This is a genomic window from Massilia suwonensis (assembly GCF_042655665.1).
In the GTDB taxonomy this organism is placed as follows: Bacteria; Pseudomonadota; Gammaproteobacteria; order Burkholderiales; family Burkholderiaceae_D; genus Telluria; species Telluria suwonensis.
In genome coordinates this window covers 148951-164731 of record NZ_JBHSMR010000013.1, presented here as the reverse complement: position 1 = coordinate 164731, position 15781 = coordinate 148951, and the positions used below count along the sequence as shown (strand labels likewise).

General features: G+C 64.7%; 15 protein-coding genes and 1 tRNA gene. 4 read left to right on the top strand and 12 right to left on the bottom strand.

Features of this window, described 5'->3' with window-relative positions; translation table 11 throughout:
* Positions 1 to 88 precede the first annotated feature (88 nt).
* The 7 genes from ACFPQ5_RS08650 to ACFPQ5_RS08620 all read right to left on the bottom strand — a co-directional run bounded on the left by ACFPQ5_RS08650 (position 89) and on the right by ACFPQ5_RS08620 (position 5064).
* Entirely contained in the window at positions 89 to 700 is a 612-nt protein-coding gene (locus tag ACFPQ5_RS08650; protein ID WP_379753627.1) for a TadE/TadG family type IV pilus assembly protein, read from the bottom strand.
* On the bottom strand, positions 687 to 1151 hold the full coding sequence (locus tag ACFPQ5_RS08645) for a TadE/TadG family type IV pilus assembly protein (protein ID WP_379753624.1): 465 nt from the start codon (positions 1149 to 1151) through the stop codon (positions 687 to 689). The genes ACFPQ5_RS08650 and ACFPQ5_RS08645 overlap by 14 nt, the downstream gene beginning before the upstream one ends.
* On the bottom strand, positions 1148 to 2617 hold the full coding sequence (locus ACFPQ5_RS08640; RefSeq protein WP_379753621.1) for a pilus assembly protein TadG-related protein: 1470 nt from the start codon (positions 2615 to 2617) through the stop codon (positions 1148 to 1150). Before ACFPQ5_RS08640 ends, ACFPQ5_RS08645 begins: the two co-directional genes overlap by 4 nt.
* 333 nt (positions 2618 to 2950) lie before the next feature.
* Positions 2951 to 3025 (bottom strand) — tRNA-Val (locus ACFPQ5_RS08635).
* 39 nt (positions 3026 to 3064) lie between these two features.
* On the bottom strand, positions 3065 to 3772 hold the full coding sequence (gene dnaQ / locus ACFPQ5_RS08630; RefSeq protein ID WP_379753617.1) for a DNA polymerase III subunit epsilon: 708 nt from the start codon (positions 3770 to 3772) through the stop codon (positions 3065 to 3067).
* A gap of 55 nt (positions 3773 to 3827) precedes the next feature.
* Positions 3828 to 4265: a ribonuclease HI gene (rnhA, locus tag ACFPQ5_RS08625; RefSeq protein WP_136218197.1), complete on the bottom strand. Its 438-nt coding sequence runs from the start codon at positions 4263 to 4265 to the stop codon at positions 3828 to 3830.
* A gap of 25 nt (positions 4266 to 4290) precedes the next feature.
* Positions 4291 to 5064, bottom strand: a complete 774-nt coding sequence (locus tag ACFPQ5_RS08620) for a class I SAM-dependent methyltransferase (protein WP_379753614.1) — start codon at positions 5062 to 5064, stop codon at positions 4291 to 4293.
* 11 nt (positions 5065 to 5075) lie between these two features.
* Between ACFPQ5_RS08620 and gloB the strand changes: the two genes are divergently transcribed.
* Positions 5076 to 5900, top strand: coding sequence for a hydroxyacylglutathione hydrolase (gene gloB / locus ACFPQ5_RS08615; protein ID WP_379753611.1), 825 nt, complete (start codon positions 5076 to 5078; stop codon positions 5898 to 5900).
* A gap of 194 nt (positions 5901 to 6094) precedes the next feature.
* On the opposite strand, the gene aceB is transcribed toward gloB, so the two are convergent.
* Entirely contained in the window at positions 6095 to 7684 is a 1590-nt protein-coding gene (aceB, locus tag ACFPQ5_RS08610) for a malate synthase A (RefSeq protein ID WP_379753608.1), read from the bottom strand.
* A gap of 158 nt (positions 7685 to 7842) precedes the next feature.
* Between aceB and ACFPQ5_RS08605 the strand changes: the two genes are divergently transcribed.
* Positions 7843 to 8769: a LysR family transcriptional regulator gene (locus ACFPQ5_RS08605; protein WP_379753605.1), complete on the top strand. Its 927-nt coding sequence runs from the start codon at positions 7843 to 7845 to the stop codon at positions 8767 to 8769.
* A gap of 94 nt (positions 8770 to 8863) precedes the next feature.
* Here the strand turns inward: ACFPQ5_RS08605 and ACFPQ5_RS08600 are convergent, their stop codons facing one another.
* The 4 genes from ACFPQ5_RS08600 to ACFPQ5_RS08585 form a co-directional block, all read right to left on the bottom strand.
* A complete protein-coding gene (locus tag ACFPQ5_RS08600; protein ID WP_036166698.1) occupies positions 8864 to 9067 on the bottom strand; it encodes a cold-shock protein in 204 nt (67 codons plus the stop codon).
* Between the two features lie 300 nt (positions 9068 to 9367).
* Entirely contained in the window at positions 9368 to 9712 is a 345-nt protein-coding gene (locus ACFPQ5_RS08595; RefSeq protein WP_379753601.1) for an Hpt domain-containing protein, read from the bottom strand.
* Positions 9713 to 9748: 36 nt separating this feature from the next.
* Complete coding sequence (gene upp / locus ACFPQ5_RS08590; protein ID WP_136218429.1) at positions 9749 to 10399, bottom strand: uracil phosphoribosyltransferase; 651 nt, start codon at positions 10397 to 10399, stop codon at positions 9749 to 9751.
* A 108-nt stretch (positions 10400 to 10507) separates the two neighbouring features.
* Complete coding sequence (locus ACFPQ5_RS08585; protein ID WP_379753598.1) at positions 10508 to 12199, bottom strand: isovaleryl-CoA dehydrogenase; 1692 nt, start codon at positions 12197 to 12199, stop codon at positions 10508 to 10510.
* A gap of 329 nt (positions 12200 to 12528) precedes the next feature.
* Between ACFPQ5_RS08585 and ACFPQ5_RS08580 the strand changes: the two genes are divergently transcribed.
* Together ACFPQ5_RS08580 and ACFPQ5_RS08575 are read left to right on the top strand one after the other, a co-directional pair.
* Positions 12529 to 14241 carry a putative bifunctional diguanylate cyclase/phosphodiesterase gene (locus ACFPQ5_RS08580; protein WP_379753595.1) on the top strand — a complete coding sequence of 571 codons (1713 nt, stop codon included), beginning with the start codon at positions 12529 to 12531 and terminating at the stop codon, positions 14239 to 14241.
* On the top strand, positions 14238 to 15746 hold the full coding sequence (locus ACFPQ5_RS08575; protein WP_379753592.1) for an HDOD domain-containing protein: 1509 nt from the start codon (positions 14238 to 14240) through the stop codon (positions 15744 to 15746). The genes ACFPQ5_RS08580 and ACFPQ5_RS08575 overlap by 4 nt, the downstream gene beginning before the upstream one ends.
* Positions 15747 to 15781 lie beyond the last annotated feature (35 nt).

The following is a 15781-nucleotide window of genomic DNA, read 5'->3' as shown; positions in this document are numbered from 1 at the left end:
GGTAAGGACTGGCCACGCCCGCAGGGGGCAGGCGTGCGCGGGGCTCGCCCGACCGAGCGCCGCAGTCCCGATTGGAACACGTACGCCATCAACACCCGCACGGTGCGGGTGCGACCCCTGCCGGCCGTCCTAATGTCTCGGCAGTGACGATCGTCGTTGACTGCGGCAGGGGGAACGGGATGCGGACGAGCGACGCGATGGATTGGTAAAGGACGGGATCGCAACCGCCTCCCGGCATGCAAATGCGGACGCGCACCAGGCGTATGCATGCCGCGTCGTTCGGATTGCCGGTGCAGACTTCCTGGTTGCGTGCCGGGTTGGCAGGAAGGGAGCCCTTCGGGATTGGGCTCGCCGTCAGACTCGCACCGTCGGGCGTCACCGCAAGGTAGTCGATATTGATGTGCGCGTCCGTAACAGGGGCGGCGAACGTCAGGAAACCTGGGGCGGTTCGGAAGATGGCCCGTTCGCGAACGCGCTGCATGGCTGCGGCATCGCTGAAGTCGGTATTCGCCGCCAGCGCTGCCGCCCGCCGCGTCACCTCCTGCAGCGTATTGCAGATGTACATGGCGCGCGCCAGCTCCATGATCCCGATGATGAGCGTAAGGAGGATGATCACGACGAGAGCGAACTCGACGGCCGCCCCGCCCCGCTGCTTCTGCAGTATCCGGCTTGCAGCGCCGTTTGAATTAATTGCCTGCATAGCGCATCGTCACGTCTGCGGTCAGGACCAGTCCATCGCTTCCATAGAATGCGGACGTAAAGGGGCCGAAAATGTCGTCGCTCATCCGCATCTGGATGACGGTCCGGACCGTGACAGGCACCGCGAACCCACAGGTCGCAAAATTGCATTGCACGTCGATGGCGAAGTCGTCCCCGGTCGAACGCAGCAGACTCGTTTCGGCTTCCACAATCGATCTCGCAACGGCGGCCATGGGTGCTCCCGTTGTCCGCATTTCCACCTGGGTGGCGGTGGAAAGGAACCGGGTTGCATCTTGTGCTGCCTTCTGCATGACGCTGTAGTACCAGAAGACCCGCGCGAAAAAGACGAGCGTTGTCACGAGCATGATCAGGATAGGAAGGACGATCGCCATTTCCACCGCCGCGCCTCCCTTTTCGCGATGCCGGGTGCGGCTGTTCGGGAACGTTTTCATGGGTAGAGCTTCACGTTGGAGCCAAGGGATTGTTCGTTTACCAGGCCGCCGAATTCGCCGACCAGCGTTGTCGCATCGGCCTGTACCGTCATGAAGAATCTGCCGATACCCAGGATCGCCGCATGGTTGCCCGTGACGGGACAGGCCAATAGCGGAACGTTCAGGACGCGGCGTCCACTGACGCCTCTTCGGCCTGGCGCCCTGAAGTGCTGGCCGCTGGTCTGTGCATAGGGCGTCGTGGTCGGATAGCCGGTAGCGGTCGGAGTCCCCTGGCTGTACAGCGTGCCCCAGTCGCCAGTTCCGAACGTGCCGTAACCGTTGGCCGGTTCCGGCACGCCAGGCGAATAGGCACTGAATCTCGCCGCCTTGGCGTAAGACCAAAGTGGTCCATACTGCACATTCGTCGTCCCGGCAGGGGTGTCGTCGGGGCCCACCACCGTCCATCGCTTCCCTTCGGCAAGCGATTGCGCCGCTGCCTGGCCAAGCGGCTGTGCGCTCATCCACGGGACGCTGCCGTTGTCGTACTTGTACTCCTTGATGTTTGTGTCCGGCGGGGCCGACGCCGGAGTGCAGGGAGCGGTATAGTTTTCGAAGCGAGAGTTGAAGCTGCTGAATAGTTCGCTCAGCGGAAATGGGGAAGAGACCACGACATCTCCCCCGGTCACTCTCGCCATGGCCATCGTGCCGGTGCAGATGAAGGGCGCGGCGGCAGTGGCGCTCGTCGCCGAGGCTGCGCCCACGGTCCCCGGGGGAACCAGCGGATCGATCAGGAAAGTACTGCCCGCTGCCGTCGATTCCGGATTCAGCTGCATCAGGTCGTAGGCGGCGCCTCGGCGGAACCCGTATTCCTCCAGTTCCCCCTTGTGGTCCCGTGCTCTTTCGGGACGCATGGCGCAGACGCCCATGGGCACGACCTTGATTGCCGAACGCCCCGCTACAGCAGTGGCGGCAGTCGAAACGGTTCGTGTTGCTGGTGCCAGGACCGGCAGAAAGATCGCCTGGATATCGCCATATGCCGGGTCCAGCCGCCCTGTATCGACCCGGGCAAACAGCAAGCCTTCGGAGTTTGCGGCAGCTGTACCGGCATCCACCCATGGCCCCGCCGGCGTGGTTCCGAAAGCAATAGCCGCGTCGCTCCACTCCATCGTGAGAGTCGAGTAGTTGTAGGAGACGCCTCCCACGACCGTCCCCGGAAGCGTCACAAAGCGTTCGGATGCCCTCAACAGTGCCCTGGACACTCCCGCCGCCGTACCATTCAGCTCCGCAGCAGCCGCCAGCGCAACTGTATCGGCTACGTTCTGCATTTCGATAGTGCGGTTGTACACCCGCGACAGATCGAGCGCCAAAGCGAAGAAGCCGAAGATCACGATCACCGAAACGATGAACATCACAGCGACGGAACCACGCTGCCGCGGCTGTCCATGCAGGCCGCGCGAAGCGTCTGGCGTGTGAGATGCAACGCTCATCCCGATCTCCCTCTTTCGCACTTGGGCGGCCGTCCGCCTAGTGGACTCGAAGACCGATTCTAACTTTCGATAACTAGGAAAAATTGATTTTACTCAAGCACCCTGAATTGCTTGTCCGGTCTCGCGAGGCTTGTTGGCCAGGCTCAGGAGCTGCCTCATTTCTGGTACAAGTGCGCTGTGAGCAAGGGCTGGGCACGCCTGATGTTGAACGGGGCGACGAGATTGCTTAGCGATTAAAAGGGACAAGGCTGCATTCGCGGGCGGGTCTGCGCCATGCAGGACGGGGCAGGAAAAGCAAAAAGGCCAGCTGAATAGCTGGCCTTTCTTGAATTCTGGTGGGAAGTGCAAGTTTCGAACTTGCGACCCCTGCAGTGTGAATGCAGTGCTCTACCCCTGAGCTAACCTCCCTGACAACGAGGAGTATTATGCCAAAAACTTTCTCTACCGTCAAACCTTTGGCGAATAATTTCTCCAAACACATTCGCCCTTGACGCCCTTGTCGAGGCCGACGAGCACCTCTTCGTGGAATGCCAGTTCGTCGGCGCCCGCCGCGACGACGATGATCTCGCCCAGCGGCACGGCGTCGAGCTCGATGCCGCCGCCGGTGCTTTCGACTTCGACGTCCATCGACAGCGAGTTCTGGCCACGCGTCATCGCCAGGTACACGTCGGCCAGCAGCTCGGAGTCGAGCAGTGCGCCGTGGAGTTTGCGATGGGCGTTGGAGACGCCGTAGCGGTCGCACAGGGCATCCAGCGAGTTGCGCTTGCCCGGGTGCATTTCCTTGGCGTTGACCAGGGTGTCGATCACGCCGCTGCAATGCGAGACGAAGCTCGGCTTGCCGAGGCGCTGGAATTCGGCGTTCAGGAAGCCCAGGTCGAACGGGGCGTTGTGGATGATGACTTCGGCGCCGTCGACGTAGGCGATCAGTTCGTCGATGATCTCGTGGAATTTGGGCTTGTCGCTCAGGAATTCCGTGGTCAGGCCGTGGACCGCGAGCGCGGCCTCGTCGGACTCGCGCTCGGGATTGATGTATTGGTGAAAATTGTTGCCGGTCAGCGTGCGGTTGACCAGTTCGACGCAGCCGATTTCGATGACGCGGTCGCCGGTGCGTGGGTTCAGGCCGGTGGTTTCGGTATCGAGGACAATCTGGCGCATGGCTGGCTAATCTTGGTTAAAGGCAAGCCAGCAGTATAACTTATGAAGCGGGCAATCAGCGTCGCACGGTGGTCACACCGCGGTTCGCCAGCACGTCGGCACGCTCGTTGCCGGGATGGCCATTGTGGCCGCGCACCCAGCGCCATTCGACGGCGTGCTGCTGCTGGGCCGCATCCAGCGCCTTCCACAGGTCGTCGTTCTTGACCGGCTCTTTTGCTGCCGTCTTCCAGCCGCGTGCCTTCCAGCCGTGGATCCACTCCGAGATGCCCTTCTGCACGTACTGGCTGTCGGTGTGCAGCACGACTTCGCAGGGACGGTTCAGCACGCCAAGGGCTTCGATCACGGCCTTCAGTTCCATGCGGTTGTTGGTCGTGTTCAGCTCGCCGCCGAATATTTCCTTTTCGTGGCCGTCGGCCACCAGCAGCGCGCCCCAGCCGCCGGCGCCGGGATTGCCCTTGCAGGCGCCATCGGTAAAAATTTCCACTTTCGTCATGCCGCCGGTCTTTCCTTGATACGTATTATTTTCTATTGGTTGCCGGGACTGCCTGGGGCGCCCGGCTCGCTTTCTTGTTCCACGCCGGCCCGATCAGGTGCATGCCTTTCACGCGCTTGACCGCGTGCACGATGTAGACGGCGCCGAGGTAGGGCCACCATTTCTGCCCCGCCCCTTCCATCATCGCAAAGCGGTTGAGCCACTGGGTGGTGCGAAACGGTGGCGCGTAGCAGCCGAAATGGCTGCGCGTGACGCCAAGATTCAACAATTTTAACCAGTCTTTCATGCGGGGCATAGAGATGAATTCGCCTGCCGCCGGCAGGTAGCCGCTGCGCGTGACCTTGCCCAGGCCCTGGCGCGCGCCCCACAGACTGGCCGGATTGAAGCCGCAGATGATCACCTGGCCCTCGGGGATGAGCACGCGCTCGACTTCGCGCAGTACCTGGTGCGGCTCGGCGGCGAACTCGAGCACGTGAGGCAGCACCACCAGGTCCAGGCTTTGCGAGGCGAAGGGCAGCTCGGCGAAATCGAGGGCGACGGCGATCTGCTTGCCGCTGGCGGCGAACCCGAGTTCGTCGCGGGTCGAGGTGCGGGTTGCCGCCTGCCACTTGTTCGGCATGCGGTTGGCGGACAGGGCGTCGATTTGCGGCACGCCGATCTGGACCGCGTTATAGCCGAAGATGTCGGCCGTCAGCTCGTCCAGGCAGGCCTGCTCGAAGGCGCGCACGTAGGCGCCCGCCGGCGAAAGCAGCCATTCGTCGAGCGCTATAATGGATTTTTCGGACGCAGCGCTATCCATGCCACCCTCTTATGCAAACTGAGCAAAATACCAGCGGCGAACACGCCGCGCGTAATGATTTGAGTGTCCTGACCGTGCCGGCGTTCAAGGATAATTATCTTTGGCTGATCCACGACGGATCGAACGCCGCCGTGGTCGACCCCGGCGACGCCGCCCCGATCTTCCAGGCCCTCGCAGAACACGGCCTGGCCCTTACCGCCATTTTACTCACCCATCACCATAACGACCACATTGGTGGCGTGCCGGCCCTGCAGGGCCGTTTCGACGTCCCTGTATTCGGGCCGCGCAATGACGGAATCGCCGCGGTCACCCATCCCTTGAGCGAGGGCGACCGGATCGCCGTGCCGGGGCTGGGGCTGGAATTCGCGGTACTGGACGTGCCCGGCCACACCCTCGGCCACATCGCCTACGTACGCACGACGCCGGGCCTGCACTGGCTGTTCTGCGGCGACACCCTGTTCGCGGGCGGCTGCGGGCGCCTGTTCGAGGGGACGCCGGAGCAGATGGCGGCCTCGCTCGAGAAGCTGGCCAAGCTGCCCGAGGATACCGAGGTCTATTGCGCGCACGAATACACGCTGGCCAACCTGCGCTTCGCACAAGCCGTCGAGCCGGGCAACGAGGCGCTGGCCCTGCGCGTGCGCGACGAGAGCGCGAAGCGTGCGCAGGACGTGCCGACGGTGCCGTCGAGTATCGGGCTGGAACGGAGCACGAATCCCTTCCTGCGTTGTCGCGAACCCGAGATAGTCGCGTCGCTGGTTGCAGCCGGCAAATTGCCGGGAGGCGCTACGCCGGTGCAGGCGTTCGCTGCCCTGCGTGAATGGAAAAACGTGTTTTAACAGGCGTAGCCAGCCTCATGCGGGTACCGCGCTCCCTCCGGCCCTGGCGGCTCGGTGTTGCGCGTGCGTAGCCGCGCTTTGCGGTTTGACGCCTTTCCTTCGTTGGTTAGTTACGTTTTTCTGAGACACGAGTTGGGCTGGTCACAAAAAAAGCGCCGTCGCGATGACGGCGCTTTGTTCAATGCCTGTGTGACTCAGATTTCTTCGTACAGCGGCAGCGTCAGGAATTCCGCAAACTGTTCCGAGGTCGACATCTCCTCGAAGATTTGCGCAGCGCGGGCATAGCTCGGGTTATCTCCGTTCGGCGCCGCTTCTTTCGCCTTTGCCAGCTCTTCCGGAATCATCGCACGCACCATCTCGGCGGTGACCTTGCGGCCGTCTTCCAGCACGCCCTTCGGCGAGCGGATCCACTGCCAGACCTGCGAGCGGCTGATCTCGGCCGTCGCCGCGTCTTCCATCAGGTTGTGGATCGGCACGCAGCCATTGCCGGCCAGCCAGGCGCCCAGGTAGTGGATGCCGACGTTGATGTTGTAGCGCAGCCCTGCTTCGGTGATCGGCGTCTCCGGCTGGAAGTCGAGCAGCTGGGCGGCCGTCACCTCGACGTCGTCGCGCTGCTTTTCGATCTGGTTCGGCTTGTCGCCCAGCACCTTGGTGAACTCGGTCATCGCCAGCTCGACCAGGCCCGGGTGCGCGACCCAGCCGCCGTCGTAGCCATCGGTGGCGTCGCGCGCCTTGTCGCTGCGCACGCCGCCCATCGCGACCTCGTTCTTCTCCGGATCGTTCTTGATCGGGATCAGGGCCGACATGCCGCCGATCGCCGGCGCGCCGCGCTTGTGGCAGGTCTTCAGCAGCAGCAGCGCATAAGCACGCATAAAGGGCGAGGTCATCGTCACCTTCGGGCGGTCGGCCAGGCAGAAGTTCTTGTCCAGCTTGAACTTCTTGATGCAGGAGAAGATGTAGTCCCAGCGGCCCGCATTCAGGCCGGCGCTGTGTTCGCGCAGCTCGTACAGGATCTCGTCCATCTCGAAGGCGGCCAGGATGGTCTCGATCAGCACGGTCGCCTTGATGGTGCCGCGCGGCAGGCCGAGCGCTTCCTGGGTGGCGACGAAGATGTCGTTCCAGAGGCGCGCCTCCAGGTGCGATTCCATCTTCGGCAGGTAGAAGTAGGGTCCGGCGCCGCGCGCGAGCTGCTCCTTGGCGTTGTGGAACATGAACAGGGCGAAGTCGAAGATGCCGCCCGAGATGCGCTTGCCGTCGACCAGCACGTGCTTCTCGTCCAGGTGCCAGCCGCGGGGACGCACGACCAGGGTCGCGACCTTGTCGTTCAGCTTGTAGGTCTTGCCGTTCTGCTCGAGCGCAATCGTGCGGCGCACGGCGTCGCGCATGTTGATCTGGCCGGTGATCTGGTTGTCCCAGTTCGGCGCGTTCGAATCCTCGAAGTCGGTCATGTAGCTGTCGGCGCCCGAGTTCAGGGCATTGATGACCATCTTGCGCTCGACCGGGCCGGTGATCTCCACGCGGCGGCATTCGAGTGCCTGCGGGATCGGGGAGATTTTCCAGTCGCCATTGCGGATGTGGGCGGTCTCGGCCAGGAAGTCCGGACGCTCGCCGGCGTCCAGGCGCCTGGCGCGTTCGACGCGGGCGGCCAGCAGTTCCTGGCGGCGCGGCTCGAACTGGCGGGTCAGCATCGCGACCAGTTCGAGCGCCTCGGGGGTGAGGATCTGTTCGAAGCCGGGCTTGATCTCGGCCGTGATTTCCAGGCCTTGCGGGGTGGCGATGCTCATGTGGTGCTCCTTGGGTAGGTGGGAATCCTGTGTTCGACGCCAGTATAGGGCAGCTTGGCGTTTGTCATATCATCAAGTATATTCAACAGAAAGTAGCTGAACGATACATTAATGCATTTCATTTGTGCGTAAAAGTCACAGGTCAACCAAGGAGCGGCGTGGGCAAATTCAGGGAAATCTCTACCTTCGTCGAGGTCGTTGCGCGGGGCAGCCTGTCGGCGGCGGCACGCGCCGAAGGCATCGCGCCGGCCATGATCGGACGCCGGCTCGATGCGCTGGAAGCGCGGCTAGGGGTAAAACTGCTGCAGCGGACCACGCGGCGCCTGGCCCTCACCGACGAAGGCGCGGCCTTTCTCGAGGATTGCCAGCGCATCCTGGCCGAGATGGACGAAGCGGAAGCCGCGGTATCGGAGCGCAGCGCGCATGCCAAGGGCCACCTGCTGGTCTCGGCCCCGGCCGGCTTCGGACGGCGCCATGTGGCTCCCCTGCTCCCCTCTTTCCTGGCCGAGCACCGCGACGTGACGGTCAACCTGAACCTGAACGACCGCGTGGTGGACGTGGTCGGCGAAGGCGTCGACGTGGCGATCCGCATCGCCAGCCTGGGCGACTCGAACCTCGTGGGCGTCAAACTGGCCGACAACGCGCGCGTGGTGGTCGCAAGCCCCGGCTACCTAAAGCGTCACGGCACGCCGCGTACACTGGCCGACCTTTCCCGCCACAACTGCCTGGCCATCAGCAGCGAAGGCAGCCAGCGCGGCTGGAGCTTTCGCGACCACCAGAAGATGGTGACCCTGAAGGTGGCCGGCAATATGGTGTGCAACGACGGCGAAGTGCTGCTCGACTGGGCGCTGGACGGCAAGGGACTGGCCTGGCGCTCGATGTGGGAAGTCGGCGCGCAGATCGAGGCGGGGAAACTGGTGACGGTGCTGGACGCGTATGCGGCGCCGGGCAACGATATTTATGCGGTATTTGCTCAGCGGCGGCATTTACCGCTGAGGATACGTGCCTTCGTCGATTTCCTGCGGCGCGCTTATGCGCAGCCTGATTATTGGCGTGCGGAAAGCGAAACGGGCGTGGAAGCCTGATCGGGCACAAGTGGACAGTGCTGTCCGGAAACGACAGGCGAAAAAAAATCCCCGGCATGCCGAGGATTTTTTCATCGTAATACAGCGGCTGAAATTACAGCGGCTGGATGTTCGATGCTTGTTTGCCCTTAGGACCCGAGGTCACGTCGAACGAGACGCGCTGGTTCTCTTGCAGGGACTTGAAGCCTTGGCTCTGGATAGCCGAGAAGTGCGCGAACAGATCTTCGCCGCCTTCATCAGGGGTGATGAAGCCGAAGCCCTTCGAGTCATTGAACCATTTAACGATGCCAGTTGCCATTACAATTTCCTATTTCAGTTAAGTGGGCTTGCGCCCGTTTATGATCGTTTGAAGAAGCAAGAAAGAAATGACAGACAGACTGCACTACTAGCTCGAACCCAACGATCCCGTATTATACCGAATAAAACAGCCTACAAGCAGTTTTCGCAAAATAAAAACAGAGGGCGCGTAACAATGCCTTTCACCAACTATTTAGCGCTTGTTACAGGGCTCCGAATTGCATCGGCACAGTGAGAATATAGGTCATCGAAGCTGATCAAGTTTGCGCTGGATCAAACGGCTCGACGCTAGACTTTTAATTCAGGGCAACAGCGAAAAGGCGGCGCTGTGATAAGCGGGCTGAGGCGCAGCCAAACCGCCGCGGACAAAATCGTCCAGTGAGGCCAGCAATGCGCGCCAGTCGTCGGCGCCCACGTGTTCGAAGGCGGTCAGCACGCGCAGGCGCTGCTCGAGCGCGCGCGCGCCCTGCCCCAGCTCGCGAAAGCCAAAGGTGACGGCGGCGCCTGCCAGCGCATGCAACAGCGACTGCAGCTCGGCCGCCAGCGCGGCGCTGGGCGCGACCGGATCGAAGCCGGCGCCCGCCTGGCCGAGGCGCCGCAGCGTGTCCGGCAGGCCGGCGCGAAACTCCGCGTTCGCCTGCGTCAAGCGGACAAAGAAGTCCGCATCCACCGGCCCCGGCACTTATTTCGTACCGAAGATGCGGTCGCCGGCGTCGCCCAGGCCAGGCACGATGTAGGCGTGCTCGTTCAGGTGCGAGTCGAGCGAGGCGACGTAGAGCTTCACGTTCGGATGCGCATCGTGGAAGACCTTCACGCCTTCGGGCGCCGCGACCAGGGCCAGGAAGATGATCTGGTCGTCGCGCACGCCGCGTTTTTTCAGCACGTCGACCGCGTGCACGGCGGAGTTACCGGTCGCGACCATCGGGTCGCACAGGATAAAGGTGCGTTCCGAGGTGTCCGGCAGGCGCACCAGGTACTCGACCGGCTCGTGGGTGTCGGGGTCGCGGTAGACGCCGATGTGGCCCACGCGCGCCGACGGCACCAGCTCAAGCAGGCCGTCGCTCATGCCGATGCCGGCGCGCAGGATCGGCACGATCGCCAGCTTCTTGCCTGCGATGACCGGCGCGTCGATGGTGACCAGCGGGGTCTGGATCGGACGCGTGGTCAGCGGCAGGTCGCGCGTGATCTCGTAGCCCATCAGCAGCGTGATCTCCTTGAGCAGCTCGCGGAAGGTGCGGGTCGAGGTGTCGTGCTCGCGCATGTGCGACAGCTTGTGCTGGATCAGCGGGTGGTTCAGGATGTAGAGGCTGGGGAAGCGCGGGTCTTGTTTCATGGTCGACATAGGAGATGTTCTTCGGTTGATGCGGGGAGCGGTGCTCGTAACCTGCCATTATCGCAAGTGCGGGCGGTTTTGTCGCGCTCCGGCTGTAGAAAGTTCATGCTAGACCATCAGTGCCCGTTCCAGGATGGCCTCGAAGTCGAGGTTCGAAGGCAGCCGGCCGAAGGCGCCGCCCACGTCCTGCGCGATGCGCGAGGCGACGAAGGCCTCGGACACGAAGCTTGGGGCATGCTGGATCAGCAGCGCGCCCTGCACCGCGATCACCAGCCGCTCGGCCAGGCAGCGCGCGCCGGCTTCGTCCGTGTTCAGCATCTCCTGCCCGAGCGCTTCGACGTAGCGTGCGAAGCGGGCGTCACGATGAGCCGCCGGCGCCAGCTCGGCCGTCAAAGCCGCGCGCGCGGCCTCGGGCGCCTTGCCGAGGGCGCGCAGCACGTCCAGGCACATCACGTTGCCGGACCCTTCCCAGATCGAATTGACGGGGAATTCGCGGTACAGGCGCGCCAGCGGGCCGTCCTCGACATAGCCGTTGCCGCCCATGACTTCCATCGCCTCGGCGCCAAAGGCCGGGCCGCGCTTGCATAGCCAGTACTTGCCGGCCGGGGTCAGGATGCGGCCCAGCGCGGCCTCCATCGGATCGTCCGGATTGTCGAAACAGCGCGCCAGGCGCAGGGCAAACGCGGTGGCCGCCTCCGATTCCAGCGCCAGGTCGGCCAGCACGTTGCGCATCAGCGGCTGCTGCGCCAGCGGCCTGCCGAAGGCGGCGCGGCCGCGCGCGTGGTTGAGCGCATGGCACAGCGCCGCGCGCATGATGCCGGCGCTGCCGACCACGCAATCCAGGCGCGTGTGGCTGCCCATCTCGAGGATGGTCGGGATGCCGCGCCCGACCGGGCCGACCAGCCAGCCGATGGCGTCGCAGAACTCGACCTCGGACGAGGCGTTCGAGCGGTTGCCGAGCTTGTCCTTCAGGCGCTGCACGCGGATCGCGTTGCGGCTGCCGTCGGGCAGGTAGCGCGGCACGAAGAAGCACGACAGGCCGGGCGGCGATCCGCCGGCGCTGCCCGCCTCGTCGGTCTGGGCCAGGATCAGGTGCGCATCCGACTGCGGCGCCGAGAAGAACCACTTGTGGCCGACGATGCGCCAGGCGCCCTCGCCCTCCGCGCCCAGGCGCTCCCTGGCCTCGCCCGGCAGCATCTCGACGGCGCGCGTGGTGTTGGCGCGCACGTCGGTGCCGCCCTGCTTCTCCGTCATGCCCATGCCGATCAGGGCGCCGCGCTTGTGCTCGACCGGCAGCGAACGCGGGTCGTATTCGTTGGACAGGATCTTCGGCAGCCAGCGCTCGGCGATGCGCGGCGCATGGCGCAGCGCCGGCACCGCGGCATAGGTCATCGTCACAGGGCACTGGGCGCCGTTTTCGACTTGCCCGAACAGCAGGTAGGCGCCGGCGCGCGCGACCTGGGCGCCGGGACGCGGATCGACCCAGGGCGCGGAATGGGCGCCCTCTCCGATCATCATGGCCATCAGTTCGTGCCAGGCCGGATGGAACTCCACTTCGTCGACGCGCCGGCCGCTGCGGTCGAAAGCGACCAGGCGCGGGCCGTTGCTGTTGGCCAGGCGCGCCAGGTCGAGCACCTCGGCCCGGCCCAGGCGTGCCCCAAGGACGTCGAGCCGCTCGAGTGCCCAGCTTGCGCCTTCGCGCTCCAGGCCCTCGCGCAGCGCCGGGTCGCAGCGCAGCAGGTTGACGTCGGCAAAAGGCGGCGCCTGGTTGAAGACGTCGTGCGTATCGAAGGAATTCATCGCGGCTCCTCGCTGGCTATGGCCATCCGGTCTATAATGTTGCGCAAAAGCATCGAAATGCACGACTGTGCTTTCTCGGCCACCACGCATCGGGGACAATGGCAGATCCTGTTTTGACAATGCTTGTTAACGATCCGTCAAGAGGCTAGCGCAAAGCGCCGCGTCAGGCAAGACACCACTGCGGTAACGCAAACGAAGCGAAACGAGCTGTGGCTGCCGATGTTTTTTAATGCCCCTCGGAATTTTTCGGTGATAAAGTTCCTTGTGGTTTGTTAAACTCCCAGGGTTCACCTGTCCCAGGTGCCAGCAATAAGGCAGATATTTCAACGATGCGCTCACCTCCCGCCGCCGCGCCGGCGCACGGCACCGACACGCTGATGGAAGCAGCGGGCGATTGCGCGTTCCGTATCGCCCCCAGCGGCGAGATCCGCAGCGCCAGCCGCCGCACCCTGCGTCTGCTCGGCCTGCCGGGCGCGGTCGAGGGCATGCTGCTGGCCGAGCTGGTCCACCAGGCCGACGGCGCCGGGCTGCGCACCGCGATCGCCGACGTCCACGCGGCCGGCGAACCGGTGCTGGTGCGCGCACGGCTGCGCTGCCTGGACCGCGAGATCCCTTTCGAGCTGCGCATCGCCCCGCTCGGCGCCTACGACAGCCTGCTGGTCGTCGGGCGCGACATGAGCGCCCAGCACGCGACTGAAGAACGCCTGCGCCACATCGCCACCCACGACGCCCTGACCGAGCTGCCGAACCGCCTGCTCTTGGCCGATCGCATCCGCATGGTGATCGCCAATGCGCGCCGCTCGGGCCAGGGCTTCGCGGTGGCCACGATCGGCATCGACGGCTTCAAGAAAGTGAACGATGCGCTCGGCCATGCGGTCGGCGACGCCGTGCTGTGCCAGGCCGCCGGCCGGCTGCGCCGTGCGATGCGCGACAGCGATACGCTGGCGCGGGTGGGCGGCGACGAATTCGTCGTGGTCCTGCCCGGCACCGCCAGCGAAGCCCAGATCAAGCTCGTCACCGGGCGCCTGCTGGCGACCCTGCAGTCGCCCTTCGAGCACGAGGGCCACACGATCTACCTCGGCGCCTCGGTTGGCGTCGCGCTCTATCCGCAGCATGCCGAGGACGACCACGGCCTGCTGGCGCTGGCCGACGCAGCCCTGATCCGCGCCAAGGAAACCGGCAAGGGCCGCGCCCTGGTCTACAGCGCGCGCGAACAGGGTCCGCCGCAGCACGACATCTCGCTCGAAGCGGCCATGTTCTCGGCCGTGCGCGAAGGCGAGTTCCTGCTCTACTACCAGCCGATCGTCGACGCGCGCACGCGCCTGATCGAAGGCTTCGAGACCCTGATGCGCTGGAAGCACCCGACCCTGGGCATGGTGCCGCCGGTGCGCTTCATCCCGATCGCCGAGACCAATGGCCTGATCAACATGCTCGGCGCCTGGGCCCTGAAGGCTGCCTGCGCCCAGCTGCAGCAGTTCGAGGAAGCGGCCAAGCGCGATCTCTACATCTCGGTCAACATCAGCCCGCGCCAGTTCAGGAGCGACAAGTTCCTCGGCGTGCTGGACGAGGCGCTGGCCTTATCAAGCCTGGACGGGCGCAAGCTCGTGCTCGAAATCACGGAAGGCACGCTGATGGTCGACCCGCAGCACGCGGAAACCATCCTGGGCAAAATGTCGGAGCGCGGCGCGCGCATCGCGATCGACGACTTCGGCACCGGCTACTCCTCGCTGGCCTACCTGAAGCGCTTCCCGATCTCGGTGCTCAAAGTCGACCGCGCCTTCGTGAAAGACCTGCCGGAAGCGCAGAAGGAAGCGGCGATCTGCAGCGCCGTGCTCGACATGGCGCGCCACCTCGACCTGTCGGTGGTGGCCGAAGGCGTCGAGACCGAGGAACAGATGGCCTGGCTCTCGGCGCGCGACTGCCGCTACATCCAGGGCTACCTGACCGGCAAACCGATGCCGGCGCACGTCGCGCTCGCCGCCCTGCAGGACAACCATTACACGGCCTTGCTGCCGCCCGAACGAGCAGCCCGCACACCATGACCGCATCATCCCTACACGAACCCGCGCCGCGGGCCGGCGCCACCCTCGACCTGCTGTGGGAACGCATCCGGCGCCAGGGCGACATGCCCGGCTTCACGCGCGCCATCAACGCCATCCTGGCCTCGATGCGCGGCGAGGACGAGCGCGAATTCTCGATGACGCAGACCGTGCTGTCGGATCCGGTCCTGACCCAGAAGGTCCTGCGCCTGGCCAACAGCGGCATGTACTCGGCCTTCGGCCAGCGCATCAACACGGTCTCGAAAGCCGTGCTGGTGCTGGGCACTGAGGCGATCGGCCACCTGGCCCTGGGCCTCAAATTGATCGAGGAACTGTCGAAAAGCACGCCGGATTCGGCGCTGGCCCACGTCGAAATGGAAAAGGCCGTGCTGGCCGGGATGGTGGCCCAGCAGGTGGCCGCCAGCGCCGCCACGCGCGATCCCGAGGAAGCCGTGGTGTGCTCGATCCTGCATTCGCTGGGCCGCATGATGGTCACCTTCTACATGCCGGAGCGCTGGGCGCGCATGCAGGAGATCGGCGGCGCCGGCAACGAGCACGCGGCCGCCGAACTGGTGCTCGGGCTCTCGCTCGAGGCCCTGGGCCGCGCGACCGCCGAGCACTGGGGCCTGCCGCGCAACCTCGTGGCCGGCATGCGCACGCTGGAGCCGGGCGAACGCGAGGAAGGCTTCGGCCACGACGACTGGCTGGCGGCACTCGGCACCATGTCGACGCGCTGCGCCAATTCGCTCTGGAACGACGACGAAGCGGGCGCGGCCCAGGTGGCCGAACTGGCCGAGGCCTTCGCGCCGATGCTGGGCGTGGCGCCGCAGCAGATGCTGGCCGCGATCGACAAGGCCAGGACGGAGGCACAGGCCGACCTGACGATCGCGCCGCTGGCCAAGCCGCAGGAAAAACAGCGAATCGAGCAAATGCGGGTCGAGACCATCGCCCGCAAGCGCGAGGCCGGCAACCGCATCCTGATGAGCGGCGCGGCCGACATGCGCGACGCCGGCGTCGCGGTCAATCCGGGCCAGATGATGTCGATGGCGCTGGAAACCATCTTCCAGGGCCTGTCGTTTACGCGCGCATTCGCTTTCCTGCGCAACCGGCGCGAAGGCAAGTACCTGGCGCGCATGGGTTTCGGCGAGGGCAGCAAGGGCCTGATCCCGAACCTGAGTTTCGACGACGCCTACGGTCCCGACGTGTTCCATGCGGCGCTCACCAGCGACCGCGTGATCTTCATCGAGAATGCGCGCGACCCGAACTTCGCCGCCAAGCTGCCCGGCTGGTGGCGCGGCACCCTGTCCGAGGCACGCTGCTTCGTCGTCGTGCCGCTGTGCCTGAACGGCCAGCCGGTCGGCTTCATCTATGGCGACTGGGACGATACCTTCCCGTCGATCAGCCTGAGCCAGACGGAGTTCTCGCTGTTGAACGATTTGCGGACGCTGGTGGTGCGGGCGATCGAGCGGCGTACGCAGGCCGAGCTGGCGGCAGCGAGCAAAGCCTGATTTTGTAGGGTGGGCACGGAGTGCCCACCCTACGA